Source organism: Asticcacaulis excentricus CB 48, assembly GCF_000175215.2.
Classification (GTDB): Bacteria; Pseudomonadota; Alphaproteobacteria; order Caulobacterales; family Caulobacteraceae; genus Asticcacaulis; species Asticcacaulis excentricus.
This window is the reverse complement of the sequence record NC_014816.1, coordinates 908,925-923,385: the sequence shown is the minus strand read 5'-3', so window position 1 is coordinate 923,385 and position 14,461 is coordinate 908,925. Positions and strand designations below refer to the sequence as shown.

At 60.3% G+C, this 14,461-nt stretch carries 15 protein-coding genes and 1 tRNA gene; 7 read left to right on the top strand and 9 right to left on the bottom strand.

Annotated features, from left to right (window positions below; genetic code table 11):
* Positions 1-15: 15 nt before the first annotated feature.
* Positions 16-1,641, top strand: coding sequence for an ArnT family glycosyltransferase (locus tag ASTEX_RS04325; RefSeq protein ID WP_013478390.1), 1,626 nt, complete (start codon positions 16-18; stop codon positions 1,639-1,641).
* Positions 1,642-1,853: 212 nt separating this feature from the next.
* On the opposite strand, the gene ASTEX_RS04320 is transcribed toward ASTEX_RS04325, so the two are convergent.
* On the bottom strand, positions 1,854-3,077 hold the full coding sequence (locus tag ASTEX_RS04320) for an OmpA family protein (RefSeq protein WP_013478389.1): 1,224 nt from the start codon (positions 3,075-3,077) through the stop codon (positions 1,854-1,856).
* A 370-nt stretch (positions 3,078-3,447) separates the two neighbouring features.
* On the opposite strand from ASTEX_RS04320, the gene ASTEX_RS04315 reads away from it, so the two are divergent.
* A tRNA-Ser gene (locus tag ASTEX_RS04315) sits at positions 3,448-3,537 on the top strand.
* 51 nt (positions 3,538-3,588) lie between these two features.
* On the opposite strand, the gene ASTEX_RS19790 is transcribed toward ASTEX_RS04315, so the two are convergent.
* Together ASTEX_RS19790 and ASTEX_RS04305 are read right to left on the bottom strand one after the other, a co-directional pair.
* Positions 3,589-4,281: an energy transducer TonB gene (locus ASTEX_RS19790; protein ID WP_168148061.1), complete on the bottom strand. Its 693-nt coding sequence runs from the start codon at positions 4,279-4,281 to the stop codon at positions 3,589-3,591.
* Between the two features lie 38 nt (positions 4,282-4,319).
* Positions 4,320-6,410: a TonB-dependent receptor domain-containing protein gene (locus tag ASTEX_RS04305; protein ID WP_013478387.1), complete on the bottom strand. Its 2,091-nt coding sequence runs from the start codon at positions 6,408-6,410 to the stop codon at positions 4,320-4,322.
* 192 nt (positions 6,411-6,602) lie between these two features.
* On the opposite strand from ASTEX_RS04305, the gene ASTEX_RS04300 reads away from it, so the two are divergent.
* Positions 6,603-7,397 carry a DUF4198 domain-containing protein gene (locus tag ASTEX_RS04300; RefSeq protein WP_144004605.1) on the top strand — a complete coding sequence of 265 codons (795 nt, stop codon included), beginning with the start codon at positions 6,603-6,605 and terminating at the stop codon, positions 7,395-7,397.
* Positions 7,398-7,419: 22 nt separating this feature from the next.
* On the top strand, positions 7,420-7,908 hold the full coding sequence (locus ASTEX_RS04295; protein ID WP_013478385.1) for an EF-hand domain-containing protein: 489 nt from the start codon (positions 7,420-7,422) through the stop codon (positions 7,906-7,908).
* Between the two features lie 81 nt (positions 7,909-7,989).
* On the opposite strand, the gene ASTEX_RS19200 is transcribed toward ASTEX_RS04295, so the two are convergent.
* The gene (locus tag ASTEX_RS19200) at positions 7,990-8,481 is read right to left on the bottom strand and encodes a response regulator (RefSeq protein ID WP_013478384.1); all 492 of its coding nucleotides are present in this window, start codon (positions 8,479-8,481) and stop codon (positions 7,990-7,992) included.
* Here ASTEX_RS19200 and ASTEX_RS20460 point away from each other — a divergent pair.
* On the top strand, positions 8,470-8,613 hold the full coding sequence (locus tag ASTEX_RS20460; protein WP_168148059.1) for a hypothetical protein: 144 nt from the start codon (positions 8,470-8,472) through the stop codon (positions 8,611-8,613). The genes ASTEX_RS19200 and ASTEX_RS20460 overlap by 12 nt on opposite strands.
* A 75-nt stretch (positions 8,614-8,688) precedes the next feature.
* On the opposite strand, the gene ASTEX_RS04285 is transcribed toward ASTEX_RS20460, so the two are convergent.
* Positions 8,689-9,636, bottom strand: a complete 948-nt coding sequence (locus ASTEX_RS04285) for an endonuclease/exonuclease/phosphatase family protein (protein ID WP_013478383.1) — start codon at positions 9,634-9,636, stop codon at positions 8,689-8,691.
* Positions 9,621-10,130, bottom strand: a complete 510-nt coding sequence (locus ASTEX_RS04280; protein ID WP_013478382.1) for a hypothetical protein — start codon at positions 10,128-10,130, stop codon at positions 9,621-9,623. Before ASTEX_RS04280 ends, ASTEX_RS04285 begins: the two co-directional genes overlap by 16 nt.
* Before the next feature lie 257 nt (positions 10,131-10,387).
* Here ASTEX_RS04280 and ASTEX_RS04275 point away from each other — a divergent pair, with 257 nt between their 5' ends.
* Positions 10,388-11,593: a pyridoxal phosphate-dependent aminotransferase gene (locus ASTEX_RS04275; RefSeq protein WP_013478381.1), complete on the top strand. Its 1,206-nt coding sequence runs from the start codon at positions 10,388-10,390 to the stop codon at positions 11,591-11,593.
* A 142-nt stretch (positions 11,594-11,735) separates the two neighbouring features.
* Entirely contained in the window at positions 11,736-12,791 is a 1,056-nt protein-coding gene (locus tag ASTEX_RS04270; protein WP_013478380.1) for a glycosyltransferase family 4 protein, read from the top strand.
* Here ASTEX_RS04270 and ASTEX_RS04265 read toward each other — a convergent pair.
* From ASTEX_RS04265 to ASTEX_RS04255, 3 genes are all read right to left on the bottom strand, one after another.
* Positions 12,781-13,281 (bottom strand): GNAT family N-acetyltransferase, encoded by a 501-nt coding sequence (locus ASTEX_RS04265; protein WP_013478379.1) that lies wholly within the window; start codon positions 13,279-13,281, stop codon positions 12,781-12,783. The genes ASTEX_RS04270 and ASTEX_RS04265 overlap by 11 nt on opposite strands.
* Positions 13,271-13,702 carry an alternative ribosome rescue aminoacyl-tRNA hydrolase ArfB gene (gene arfB / locus ASTEX_RS04260; protein ID WP_013478378.1) on the bottom strand — a complete coding sequence of 144 codons (432 nt, stop codon included), beginning with the start codon at positions 13,700-13,702 and terminating at the stop codon, positions 13,271-13,273. The genes ASTEX_RS04265 and arfB overlap by 11 nt, the downstream gene beginning before the upstream one ends.
* A gap of 118 nt (positions 13,703-13,820) precedes the next feature.
* A complete protein-coding gene (locus ASTEX_RS04255) occupies positions 13,821-14,282 on the bottom strand; it encodes a Dps family protein (protein ID WP_013478377.1) in 462 nt (153 codons plus the stop codon).
* Positions 14,283-14,461 lie beyond the last annotated feature (179 nt).

The following is a 14,461-nucleotide window of genomic DNA, read 5'->3' as shown; positions in this document are numbered from 1 at the left end:
AAGCGACTTTTCTCCATGCCTCAGCCTGCCTCACCCGCCCCCCTTTCCGCCACGGCACGTTATGTTCTGTGGGGGCTAGGGCTGTTGTTTTTGGTGCGCGTCGCGCTTCTGTTTAGTACCTACACCAATCTCTATCCGGATGAAGCGCAGTACTGGCTGTGGTCGCGGCAACTAGACTTTGGCTACTATTCGAAGCCGCCGATGATCGCATGGCTGATCCATCTATCCACACTGGGGTCGGATGCCGAACCCTTTGTGCGGCTATTTGCGCCTTTTCTACATCTGGGCGCCGCGCTTTGCCTGTGGGGCGCCGGTCAACGGCTGTTTAATGAGGCCACCGGTCTGTGCGCTGCCATTATATACAGTCTGATGCCGGGGGTTGTGCTGTCATCAGCTGTAATTTCCACCGATGCGCCGCTGATGTTTTTCCTGTCAGCAACACTCTATTTTTACTGTGTTTTCATAACCGAAAACTCGGAACGGTTGCGCCTCAAGGCCGCTCTGGGGATGGGGGTCGCGTTCGGGGCCGCCTTCCTGAGCAAGTACGCCTGCCTGTACTTCCTGATCGGGGCGGCCGCACATGCCGTGCTCGTGCCCTCGGTGCGGCGTAGCTGGAACCTGCGCAGCCTGGCTCTGTTCGCCGGGGCTTTTGCCCTGCTGATGTCTCCGAACCTATACTGGAATGCCACGCACGGCTTTCAGACCGTGTCGCACACCGCCGACAATGCCAACTGGCATTGGGGCAAACTGTTTAACCCGACCTCCCTGATGCGCTTCTGGCGCGACCAACTAGGTGTCTTTGGTCCCGTACCGACCGTCTTGATGCTGCTCGGCTTAGCAGGACTTTTGCGGCCACGCGGGGAAATACTGCACAGCGAAATCGATCCGGCCAAGCGCAGCTCTCTGATCGGCCTGGCTTGCCTCACCCTCCCCCCTCTGATCTTCGTCAGCGTCCAGGCTTTCTTGTCGCGCGCTAATGCCAACTGGGCTGCTTCGGCCTATGTGCCAGCCAGCTTGCTCGTCTCGGCCCTTGTCGTCACGGGCTTCAGTGTGGCTATCCGGTCACACAAATTGTGGCGGTCGGCGCTGGGGATCGGCCTGTTCATTCAGGTCGCCATTATGGGGGTCTTTATGCTGGGGGCCGTCTCTGAGGACCTGACCCGCGCGCTGGGACTTGGGAATATGGTGAAGCGCGCGCGCGGTTGGGACACCCTTTCCCACGCCGTCACCGCGAAGGCGCAAAGCGGCGTCCGGCCCACCGCAATCGCCGTCGATAACCGCAATGTCTACAATGCCTTGGCCTATTATGGCCGTGACTGGTTCACAGCCAACCCCGACGTACCGCTCAAGGCCTGGGTGCGCGAGGCCCATCCCAAGTCACAAGCGGAGACCGAAACTCCACTGACTGCCGAAACGGGTCAGAATGTTCTGATCGTCTCCTATGTCGACGGCTTTATACCGGATATTCGCCGAGACTTTGCCACTGCCGGCCCGGGCGAGTCGCTCAAAATCACGCTGGATCATAAGCGCACGCGCGACTTTACCTTGTTCCGGGGTTACGGCTTCCAACGCGCCCCGCGTGATCCGGTGTCGGGGCATCCGCTTGGCTCACCGCTTGCCGCCCCTGACGATGATCAATAGAGGGGTTTAGACACAGTCGTGAGACGCAAGGGCCTGAAGTCCCTGCACCCCAAAGTCGGTGCGCAAACGTCCCCCTCCGGCAGCGGTATGTAACGGGGTGAGGCCGAAGCGCCCACGATCTTCAGGCCTCCCAACGCTCCAAGCAAGCACAAAAAACCCGACCTGCGAACAGGCCGGGTTTCTTGTTGTCTGTCGATACCGACCGCGTTCGATTAGAACGCGATGTCGATGGTCGAACGACGGTTCAGAGGTTCCTTCACGCCGTCGCCGGTGGCGACTGCCGGAGCCGATTCACCCTTCCAGTCAACGGCCAGGATCGAACCCGACACGCCGAGACCGGCGAGAGCGTCAGCCACAGTCTTGGCGCGACGTTCCGACAGGCGGATGTTGTAGGCAGCCGAACCCGAAGTATCGGCGTGACCAACGACAACCACGCGGGTCGCGTTACCGGCCTTCGCGTAATCAGCCGCCTGCTGGACGATCGCTTGCGCGTCGGCGGTCAGGGTGGACTGATCGAATTCGAAGTACACGATGAACTCGCGAGCTTCGTACTTCACCGCTTCTTCAACCGGCGCAGGCGGCGGAGGGGGCGGCGGCGGCGGCGGAGGCGGAGGAGGCGGAGGAGGCGGAGGCGGCGGCGGCGGGGGCGGCGGCGCGCCAAACGACCAGCGCAGGCCGACGGTCAGGGTCTGATCGTCGAACTTACCCGAGAACGAACCCGGGTTCAGGAGAGCCGTGGTCGAAGTCGCATTCAGGTTGACTTCTTCCGTGGTCAGATAGCGATAGGTCAGGTCAAGATTCAAGCGATCCGACAGAGCCCAGGCGAAACCTGCCAGCGCCTGGTAGGCGGCGACGGTGTCTTCACCGGAAATGGTCAGGTTTTGGCCAACGCCGGTCGGGTTGACCGAATACTGACCCGTGAAGTCAGCCTTCACGCGGTCCAAACCAATGCCGAGACCCACAAACGGGTGGAACTTGGATTCCGGAATGAAATCGTAAATCAGGTTCGCCATGAAGGTCGTCTGATCGAACGAGCCGACCGGGCTGCCGCAGGGGGTCGAAGCCGTGCGGGTCACGCCCGGCGTGCAGAGCGCGGTGTCGCGCGGAGCGGTACCACCAGCGTACGGATAGACGCGAGCGAAGCCGCGGGCGGCATCCACATCACCCGGACGATAGCCGCCTTCGAATTCGACGCGCCAGTTCGGGTTGTAGCGGTATCCGAGGCGAGCAAAGCCTGCCCAGTCATTTTCCGTCGACACATCATAAACGAACGGCGAGCCGTCCGGCATATTGTTCGCCGACTTCGCGCCATATTCGGATTTCTGGTTGTAGCCGAGGTCGACAGCGCCGTACCAGCCTTCGGCTTCCTGAGCGGCGGCGCCAGACGCCACCGCCAGTGCGACGAGCGCAGCGCCCGCCAGCAAGTTGAGTTTCATGTGTAATGCCCTCTCTTGGCCATCGATGAGGCCGCCGAATTTACGCACGACGGACTAACCGTAATTACAAACGCCTACATAACTGCGGGAACATATCTTGCCTAGCACCTAAAATGCCATTTTGGTTGAAAATGTGCCCTTTAATACGTCTTTAACGACGACTGACACCCGAAAGACACTATAAGATGAAATGCCTTTTTTCGGACGCAGTTGCCCTATGTCCTCGTCTTCGGCCCGTAAGTTTTCAATAATTAAATGTGAATAGCTGTGGAAAGGGGCTTGCGTTGCGAAACTCTTGTGAGTAGGAGAACGGCCCTGCCCGCGACCACTGGGCGACGTCCACGGACGAACTCATTACACCTTGATACACGGAGAGGTGGCAGAGTGGTCGAATGTACCGCACTCGAAATGCGGCGTAGGTGCAAGCCTACCGTGGGTTCGAATCCCACCCTCTCCGCCATCACCCAAGCTGCAAACAGATTTACCTTCGACTGTCGTAGATACTTCAGTTTCAATCGCTTAAGCTGAAGCGCGTGGCAAAGCTAAGGGACAAGACCTCTCCCGTCAGGGTATCCGGCGGGCGCGGCAGGGGTTGGGCGTCTGCCAGCATAGTCAGTGCCGCCCGATCAATGTCGGCAGAACCTGATCCGCGCTCGATCCGCGACATCAGAACGCGCCCCTGGCGATCCATCTGAAAGCTGAGGACGACCTCACCTTCGACGCGACGGCGTTTGGCCTGCGGTGGGTAGATTTTGAATTGTTCGATATGCTGGCGCAGGCGGGCGGCGTAGGTCGCTGTGGGCTGGCCTTGCACCGCGCTCGGCCGTGACGCCCCCACCGCTTGAGGTGGGGCGCTAGGGGCCGCAGTCGCAGGTGCGCGCGCAGACGGCGTCACTGCGGCGGGCTCTGACCGGCCCGAGGCCGGAGCCACCTGCGCTGTGGGGATGGCTGCGACGGGTGCCGACGAAGACGAAGGCGTCGGCGTCGAAACCGCTTTGTAAACAGGCTGTTCAGAAGGTTTGACATCCGCAGAGGAGGATGTCTGTACCACCGCCGTTGGCGGGTCTGCTTCCACCGAGGAGCGCACTGGCCTCTCCAGTGACACCTCAAACGCCGGAATTTCGACCGGAGGGGGTGACGGCTGAGGCGTCAGCCCCGCCACGGCCAGCAGGAAGCCCCCGTTCACCAGAACGGAGGCTCCCAAAGCCAGACTTTTTTGACTATGGCTCGTCACCGATGGCCTCAGAACGTCCGGGCGAGGCTCAGGCGGAAGGTCTGACCCGCAGCGGGCAGATAACTCAGTTGCGGCTGATAATAGGTGTCGAAGATATTGTCCCAGTTCAGACGTGCCTCGATCCCGGCCAGCGGGCCGGACACTGGGCGATAGGTGGCAAACAGATTATGCACCGTATAGGATTTGCTGGTGGCAGACACGACGCCGGTGGTGGCGTTGTAGCTATACTGTTTGTCGGCAATATCGCCTTTCCAGCCGAGCGTGACCCCCTGTTCCGGAAAGACCCAGCCCGCCGTCAGGTTCAACTGTTCCGACGGGATCGTGTTAAATGCGATATGCGTCAGCTTATTATAGCCATTGACAGTTGACCACGCCGCGCGCCCGAAGACACGCCGCGAGGCGTATTCAGCTTCAAGCTCAGCCCCTTCATAGCGTGCCTCGCCGACATTGGTGTAGGCCGAAGCCGTGGTCGAGGTGCGCGTGACCAGGTTTTTGATGTCGTTCTGGAACACGGTCAGCTTGAGGTTCAGGCCGTCTCCCTTAGAGAAAAGGCCGCGTTTCGAATAGCTGGCCCCCACTTCGCGGTTTTCAGACTCTTCCGGCTTGAGATTGAGGCTGATGGTCTGGGCCGCACCGCGCGTATAGATTTCGTCCAGCACCGGCAGGCGCTCTGTATGCGACAGCGAACCAAACAGTTTGACCTCATTCGTCACAGCATAAAGCACCGCCAGTTTAGGCGAGGTGGCGTCCAATTCGACCGAAGACGGCACGCCGGTCGTGCCCACTACATAAGTACCTGCACCGGGCTTCAGCTTCGACTTGTCATAGCGGATCCCCGGTATGAGGGTCAGCTTCTCACCGATCAGGATTTCGTCCTGCATATACAGGCTGACGCGGTTCATATCACCTTCGGGGTGGGTGGTCGCGCCGTTGGTCAGACTGCCCGTCGCACTATAACGCGGGTTGCGGCGCTCCTGATGATAGGTCTGCACACCGACGGTCAGAAAGTGCTCGACGGGACCGGTGGTAAAGGTCGAGATATTCTCCATCTTCGCCTGCACGGTCTTGTAGCTGTACTGCGACGTAAAACCGAGCGCGGTGGGCGAAAACTGGTTGTCGCTCTGATCGGTCTTCGATTCATCGAAGGCGATCTGCGCCCTGAGGTCAAGCCAGTCATTGCCGTCGAAGGCGTTGGCGTAACCGATCACATAGTTGGTGTCGTCGGTCTTTCGGCGCACCTGACTGGTCGTAAAGGCCGCCTGCTGATCATAGATCTGCCAGGAATCGTCGCTCCACTTCTGGGCTGAGGCCCATACGCTATGATGGCGGTCGCCGCCGATATAGTACCGGCTCTTGAGCAGAACCGATTCGCCCGCCGCCTGCGACGGATTGACTATCTTTCCATTGCCATCGGTGTAGTTGCCGAAGTCGCGCTTATTGGCGACCAGCAGCACGTCGAGGTTCTGCACAGGCTTTGCCGCCAGAGTCGCCGAAATCAGCGTGCCCTCGCTGTTGCTGTCATAGCCACCTTTCAGACGCACGGCAAAACGATCATCACCCGTTAGAAAATCCGAGGCGTCCTTGGTGGTGAAGTTGACCGTTCCGGCCAACGCGCCGGAGCCATAAACAGTCGAGGACGACGGCCCGCGCAGTACTTCAACGCGCTTGTAAAGCTCGGTATCGGTGAACAGGCTGCCCATGCGATAGCCCTCAAAAAACTTTGTGACGCCATCGACCGTGAAGACGACGCGGCTGTCCGATTCCGAAAGGGCGGTGCCCATGCCGCGGATGTTCAACCCCTGCCCCAGCGATGAGACGCCCCCAGCCGCATCAACCCCGGCCACGCCTTCCAGCAGTTCGCCCACTGTACCGGCCTGCGCGTTTTCAAGGTCTTCCTGATCGAGGACCGTCACCGATTGCGGCGTATCGGTGGCGATCTTTTCCTTTCCCGCCGAGACAACGATGCGCCCCAGCGACAGCTGGGTGGTGGCATCGCCCGTCTTGTCCGCCGCCTGCGCCAGCACAGGCGCGGCAGACAGAACCAGGGCGTTTAGCGCCAGAGCGCTGACGGCTGACAAACGGTATGATTTGAGTGACATCCCCATACTTCCTTTCAAAAAAAGCCGCTGAGATTCGTCATGGACCTCACGGCCTCAATTGCGAATAATTCTCATTAACCCGCCAACTACACCCCGAACTGGTGCGGGTCAAGCCACTTGCAAATAATAATGATTCTCATTATTGGATTAATGTCTTTCGAGCCACAGGGCTCATTTATGGGATCATACGAGATGACCGCCTATCGCTTTATCGGCATTACGCCGTTGCTTTTCTTTGGTTTATTGACCGCTCCCGCACTGGCGCATTCACCCTATCTCAAGCCTGCGGCCTTTACGGTCCCGGCAACGCGCGACCACATAACGGTCGAAGCCGCCTTCTCTGACGGCGATCTGCGTCCTGACGTCGCCATGAAGTCGGACGCCTTCCACATCATCGCCCCGGACGGAACGGATACCCCCCTGCCCGCGGCGGCGACGCTGAAGGATGCGGTATTCCTCGAAGCGCCGCTGAAGGCTGAAGGCACCTATCTGATCTCGTCCGGCGTGCGTAAAGGCCGCGTAGCTAGGGGCGTCATCCGCGACGGTGAGGTGCACTTTCTCGAAGGCCCTAATGCGGCCCGATCCGGTGAAACCGTGATCGACGTGCAAAGCCTGACCCGCGCCGATGTCTATGTGACGCATGGCCGCCCTAGCCGTCCGGATTTCCGCAGCGACGGCGTAGAACTCTTCCCCGTAACTGCGCCTTATGACGCCTATGCGGGCGAACCCTTCACCGTGCGCGTGCGTGAAAACGGCAAGGGTCTGCCGGGTCAAGACGTGACCATCATCACCGACGGCCAGACCTACGCCATGCCTAGGGTTGGCGAAAAGACGCTACGCACCAACGATGCGGGCGAAGTCACCTTCACGCCGAAGACCGCCGGCCTCTACCTCCTTCAGGTGCGCATGCGCCGCCCCGCCGAAGGTCGGGCGAACCTGTGGCTCAGCCACACCGCCACCCTCACTCTCGAAGTTCTCCCCCAATAACCTGTTCTATAAGGATACCCAGATGAAAACCTCCCTTTTCATAGCGGCCCTAGTCGCTATCTCGGCCCCGGCACTGGCCGCCTCACACTCCACCTCAGTCTTTGTCGAGGAACAGGACCTCAATGGCGACGGCAAGGTGTCGCAGGAAGAGTTCAAGGCTGGTCGCGCCATCGAAATTCGCAAGGCAGACTTCAATGAAGACGGCATCCTGAGCGAGGCCGAATACATCGGCGAGTACGAAGGCCGCCTGATGGCCAGACTGAGCCGCATCGGCGACCCCGAAAAGCGTCTGGAGGAACAGCAACGCCAGATGCGTCAGGCCAAGGTGCGTTTCGGCGTCCTTGACGCCGACAAAAACGGCGCGATCAGTCAGGCGGAACACCTCGCTTCGGGTCTGCGCATGTTCGATTTGCACGATCGCAACAAGGACGGGGTGGTGGATCACAAGGATGTGGTTCTAGCCGAAGAGGCCGCCAAAAGTGGCAAGACCGGAGAGTTTGTGAATCCTTGAGGCTTCACCCCTGCGAAGCCGCGGTCAGGGTCAGCTGGCTCTGGCCGCCAGAGTCAGGGTTTCGCACAGTTGCATCATAGGTTAAGCCGTGGTTTGCGCGTCGGCCAGCTCGACCCCTTCGGACTGCGCCAGCATGAACTTCAGGGCGCGGCTCGACTTTTCCAGCTTTGAAAGCGCCAGCGTCACCGCCTCATCCCTGAGACGATTGTCCTCCTGACGCGTGCGAAGGGTCTGACGCGCCACCGCCTCCTCGTGCGCGCTCTTGAGCACGTAGGACAGCTGATGCGACACCAGCCGCCAGTTCAGCGGCTTGATGACAAACGACGTCGCACCATTGGCAAAAGCCTTGCCCAGGGCTAGCATGTCTTCGCGCCCGGTGGCCACCACCGCCGGCACGTGGCGGTGTGTCGCATCGGCGCGCATCAGGCCCAGAAGCTCAAAACCATCCATACGCGGTATGTCGAGATCGAGCCGCACGATGTCATTGGTGGTGCGGCCCACCTTCTTCCAGGCATCAGCCCCGTCTTCAGGATACAGGCGGTCGCCGAACGGGTCGAAACCGTGACCCTGCATCAGCACCTCAAGGCCGCCAGCGTGCACGCCATGCAGGGCTACCTCTTCTCCCGCCCGCTGCGTCTGGAGGCACTAGTCGAGCGGCTGGCTTCACCTGCAAAGCCACAACAGGCTTTTCAACCGGTCGCCTGAACGGGTGAACTGGGTTTAGAGCGTATTTCGCTCAATCTGAACGAAATACGCTCTAATTATGAAGATGCCACTTTGTCACTCTGGCAAAACCAGATCGGCCCTGACCGGCAGATGATCAGAGCCGACATGGCGTAAAACTGTCAGCCGACCGGCCGGCAAGCCCTTTGTCAGCACGTGGTCGATCTGTATGCCCAGAAGCGCGCGGCCCGTCGGCCATGTGTGGCGCAGACCCGATCCTGCCGGCCAGCTCATTCTGGCACGCATGAGCGGCTCCATGCTGCCGGACCACAGGGTGGCATTGAGATCGCCCGTGACGATAACCGGTTTTGTCTCTGCAGCAACCCGGCGGGCCAGATGCGCAATATACTGGTGGTTGTCTTCGCTCAGAAGGGCATTGGCGGGCGGCATTGGGTGGGCAACATAAACCACATAGTCACCGAAATCGGCACGCAGCAGCGACATATTGTACCGGCCGAGGCGATAAAGCGTCGGCGTGAAGGGTTGCCTGGCATATAGCGCCACGCCGAAAACCCCCGCCTCCGGGGCATAGCTATAGGGATAGGTCGCGCTCAGTGCCTTCAGCCGCTCGATCCAAGCCGGAGAGGTTTCGGCGGCGGCAAACAGATCGGCATCTTCACCTTCGGCCAGCGCAATCACTCGGCCATAGTCGCGATTATCAGCCAGTACATTGCTGAAAACAAGGCTGAGCGGCCGTCCGGCATCACTCGCCGCGGGCAGGACCGGCCGCTGCATGAGCCGCAGGGCGAGAGGGGTTGCGTGGAGCATTAGCACCACAGCGGCAAAACCAATCAAGGCCCGACGCGCCAGACACAGGCTGATGAGCAATCCTGCGACGGCAAGCGCCACCAGCTGCAACCGGAAGGGCACGATCATATCACCAGGCCAGTGCGGCCAAAGCGAAATCAGACCGATCAGGAGACCCACACTCAGCCCCAGCCCGACCACAAAGCGCGTATTGCGCAGAAATATACCGGGCTGACCCAACTCTAGACGACGGGCCATCTGCTCTTCTCACCAGACCACTCCGACACGAACTCGGCATAAACCTCCGTTGTCCCGCAGGCGGCCGCGCCAACCACCGGTGCAACGCGACCCGCCACCGCCTGGGCGCAGACATAGGCGGCTCTGGCCTCGCCTGCGGTTACCTCATAGCGCGGCACATTGATGATGGCTGTGCGGCCCGGATTGCCATTGAGCCCGGCTATATATTGCGTGATGGGCGTATAGCCTTTGGCGCTCAGGGCCTGGCGACGGTACGTCGTGGCCTTTAAAGGGTCGGCGGGCGTACCCTTTAGCCCGAACTGATAGACCAGAGAGGTGGAAAACTGCGCGCGGGCGTCGCCGCTGGTAGCCTTGGTCTCCAGTTCAGCCAAGGGAATGTTCAGAGCGTCGCGCAGCATCGATATGCCGCCCGAATGACTGGCCACGGGCACCGAGGCGCAACCGGACAGAGAGACACACAGCATAAAGGAAACGGCCAAAACCTGGCAACGCATATCATCCTCCCATTGCGATGTGTGATGAAGCGTTCATCATCCCTACCAGACTTCTTCCTACCCGCTTCATCCCCCCCTGTCATCCTCATCCCGCGCCGCTATTCGTTCCGCACGAAACCATCTTTTCGACCTCTGCGCCACGCCTTTGCGAAAATGTCTCACAATCCTGCAACAGTGCTGGACAAACGCCGCCCTTCGCGCAAAAGAGGGGCGAACCTCCACCGCCCATAAAGCCAGATACTTAAGAGGCGACATCCATGACCTTCGTCGAATCCGATACGCTGAAGCGCGTTAAGCCCTCCCCCACCCTCGCCGTGACCGCCAAGGCGCGCGAACTGGCCCGTCAGGGCAAGAAAGTCATCTCGCTGGGTGCCGGTGAACCGGACTTCGATACGCCGGAAAATATCTGCGACGCCGCCATCAAGGCGATCAAGCGCGGCGAAACCCGCTATACCGACGTCGATGGTATCCCGGAGCTGAAAGCGGCCATCGTCGAAAAGTTCAAGCGCGAAAACGGCCTGGAGTACAAGACATCTCAGGTGTCGGTGTCGCCGGGTGGCAAGCCGGTCATCTATAACGCCTTGATGGCATCGGTAAATGTCGGTGATGAAGTGATCATCCCGGCCCCCTACTGGGTGTCCTATCCGGACATGGTGCTGCTGGCCGGCGGAACGCCGGTGTTCGCCGTCGGTGAAATGTCCACTGGCTTCAAGCTGAAGCCCGAAACGCTGGAAGCCGCCATTACTCCCAAGACCAAGTGGCTGATCCTCAACTCGCCGTCCAACCCGTCGGGTGCTGCCTATACCGAAGCCGAGCTGAAGGCGTTGGGCGAGGTGCTGAAGCGTCATCCGCAGGTGTGGATCCTGACAGACGACATGTACGAGCACCTGACCTTCGACGGCTTCAAATACACCACCATCGCGCAGGTCTGCCCGGAGCTTTATGAGCGCACCTTGACCATGAACGGCGTGTCGAAGGCCTATTCAATGACCGGCTGGCGCATCGGATACGCGGCCGGGCCTGAGCCGCTGATCAAGGCCATGTCGAAGATCATCTCGCAATCGACCTCCAACCCCTGCTCGATAGCGCAGTGGGCCGCCGTCGAAGCACTCAACGGGCCGCAGGACTTCATCCCGGAGCGCGCCGCCGTGTTCCAGAAGCGCCGCGATCTGGTCGTCGCAGGTCTCAACGCTTGCGAAGGCATCCACTGCCCGACCCCGGAAGGCGCATTCTACGTCTATCCGTCCATTGAAGGTTTGATCGGCAAGACCGCCCCGTCGGGCAAGGTCATTCAGACCGACGAGGATTTCGCTTCGGAACTGCTGCAACAGGAAACCGTGGCCGTGGTGCACGGTGCAGCCTTCGGCCTGTCACCTTTCTTCCGTATTTCCTATGCGACGTCGGAAGCCGTGCTGACGGAGGCCTGCGAGCGTATCCAGCGCTTTTGCGCTTCGCTGAAGTAAGGGGTCACTCCCAAGCCCCCTCTCCCTCGAGGGAGAGGGTTGGGGTGAGGGGGTAATCGAGAGACTTGTTCCAAACGGCCGCCTTCCCCCCTTCACCCGTCGCCGCGGGCCACCCTCTTCCACAAGGGAGAGGGGCTTAAATATGTGGCTTCTATCCCCTCTCAGCTGTCTGTCCGTGGTCGCCATCGCCGCCGTGCTGGCGGCGCTGTTGGCTCAACTGGCCATCCGCGGCGGGCCCGTCGACATTCCGCGCGAACGCGGCGCTCACAAGGCACCGACACCGACCAGCGGCGGGCTCGCCGTCATCGCCGCCAGCGGGCTGGCGATCGCTTTTGGAGTTTTGCAGCTATCCGTCCATGTGCCGCAGACCGGCCTATGGCTGTTCGGCTTTGCGGCTCTGGCCGGGCTGTCCGGAGCGATTGACGACGTGCTGGACCTGCCCGCTAAGGCGCGCCTGCTGTTTCAGATCATCCTATGCGCGGGGTTTTCTAGCCTCTATCCAGTGCACCAGCTTATTCTGGCTCCCGGCCTGACACTGGCCGTCCCGTTACCGCTGGGCGTTCTCGCCGCAACCGCATGGCTGGTGCTGGGGCTCAATGCCATCAATTTCATGGACGGGTCGAACGGACTGGCCATCGGGACACAGTCTGTTTGCCTTTTAATCTATGCCGGGTTCGTGCTGGCGTTTGGCTCCCAGCCCGCCTCGATGCTGGGCGGTGTGCTGCTGGTGTTTTTAGCCACCGGCGGGGCCTTTGCCGGCCTTTTGCCGTTCAACCTGCCGCTTAACCGCGTGTTTCAGGGCGACGCAGGGTCGCTGTTCGGCGGGGCGCTGGTCACCGGCGGAGCGCTCGTCCTCAGCCGGCATGAGATCGCCTCGATCTGGCTGGGCGGCTTCCTGCTGACCCCGCTGCTGGTCGATGTGCTGCTGACCCTCCTCTGGCGCGCGCAGCGTCACCGTAACCTATTTGAAGCGCATAAGGACCACCTTTATCAGCAATGGCTTATCCACCGTGACCCGGATCATGGGCGTCTCGCGCTGAAGGTCTGGGGCTTATGCGCCCTGTCCTGCGCCATTGGCACAGGTGCCCGCCTGATCGGCATTGCCACCGGCGTTGAACTCCGCTTTGCCGCCCTGTGCCTTGTGGTCGCCGCCCTGTGCTTCGGCTGGTTCAGGATACGCAAAGCACTTACAGAATAAGCCCGAAAAACAGATCATCTTCGAGCGTGCCATCAGGTAAGTGGACACGCCCTATAAGCCGCCCTTCCCGCACAAAGCCCAGACTTTCATAGAGGGCAATACCGCGCTCATTACCTTCGCGGCACAGAAGCTCAATGCGACGGATATGCGTTTTCTGACAGCTATGGGCAATCAACGCCTCGAACAGGCGACGCCCGATCCCCTGCCCCTGCGCTGCGGGCGTAACGGCCACCGTCAGGTCGCTGAGGACGTGGGCAAACTGCTTCGGCATCGGCGCGTAGGCGTGGATTTCCCCAACGCAGCGTCCATCATTCTCGGCGATCAGACACACCCCACGCATGAGGGCCGCCGTCAAGTTGCCGGTAATATAGTCCGCAGTGATCTCGGCTTCGGTCCGCGCTAACCCGCCACTGAGGCGTGCGACGTCACGATAAAGTGCCAGAATGGCGTCGGCATCGGCGGCGGTGGCCGGTCGGATCTCAGTCTTCATCTTCGCCTAAAGGTTTCTGGCGGCCGGACTTGATGCCTGACCGGATGGATTTGGCCACCAGACGACGGCGCACCGCTCCCTGCGTCGGCTTGGTCTTGATGCGCGGCGGCGGTGGCGGGGCAGCCGCGCGTTGCAGGAGTTCGACAAAGCGTTCGCGCGCCGCTTTGCGGTTCATGTCTTGCGTGCGGTGGGTCTGGACGAACAGAACCAGTACACCGTCCTGCGTTACGCGTCGCCCGCCCAGCACGATCAGACGCTGCTTGACCTCATAGGGAATTGTCTGGTTTTCCCAGATCGAAAAGCGAAGCTCAACGGCGGTCGAGACCTTGTTGACATTTTGCCCGCCCGCACCGGACGAGCGCACAAAGCTCTCGCTCAGTTCGGCCTCATCGACGGAGATTTTGGGCGTAATAAACAGCATAGCACCCCATAACAAAAATGCGCCCGATCTGAACCTGTCAAATCGAGCGCACGGGATATTTCTTTCGCACGAACGTAACCTTCTGCGCCCATTTACGGGTGCAAGGACCGTTCCCCCGCTAGTCCTCCAGCGTCGCCGAAATCATCCAGAGGTGCTTTTCGTGGCTGCCGAGCCGCACAGTCAGTAGGTCCACCGTGGGGTCATCGCTGGCCTCTTCGGCCACCTTAAGCGCGTTTTTCAGCGTAGCGATCAGGGTTTTGTGCCCGTCGGCCAGTTCTCTCAGCATCTCATTGGCCGATTTGGTGGCATCGCCCTCCTTGATCGAGGAAAGATTGCCAAAGGCCGCGCCCGACATCGGGGCCAGTTCGCCCAAGGCGCGGATGCGCTCGGCGATTTCATCCAGCGCCGTCCACATCTCGGTGTACTGGGACATGAACATGGCGTGCAGGCTGTTGAACTGGGGCCCACGCACATTCCAGTGATAGCCGTGCGTCTTCAGATAGAGATTATAGCTGTCGGCCAGCACCTTCGACAGTTCGAGGCAGACGGGGGTGTCAGGCGTTTCAGTGGCTTTCGGCATAATGCTTACCCTTTTAAAAATACGTCCTAAGCGATATGCGCACCGCCTTATAAAGTTTCAATGACCCTTAACCGACAATTCCAGTTTTCACGGATTTTGTGAAAGCGCATCGCTCAGGGACACCGTGATTTCAGGGCCCGGTGATGACGCGGAAGACCTCTCGCAGCATTCCGCCCCTT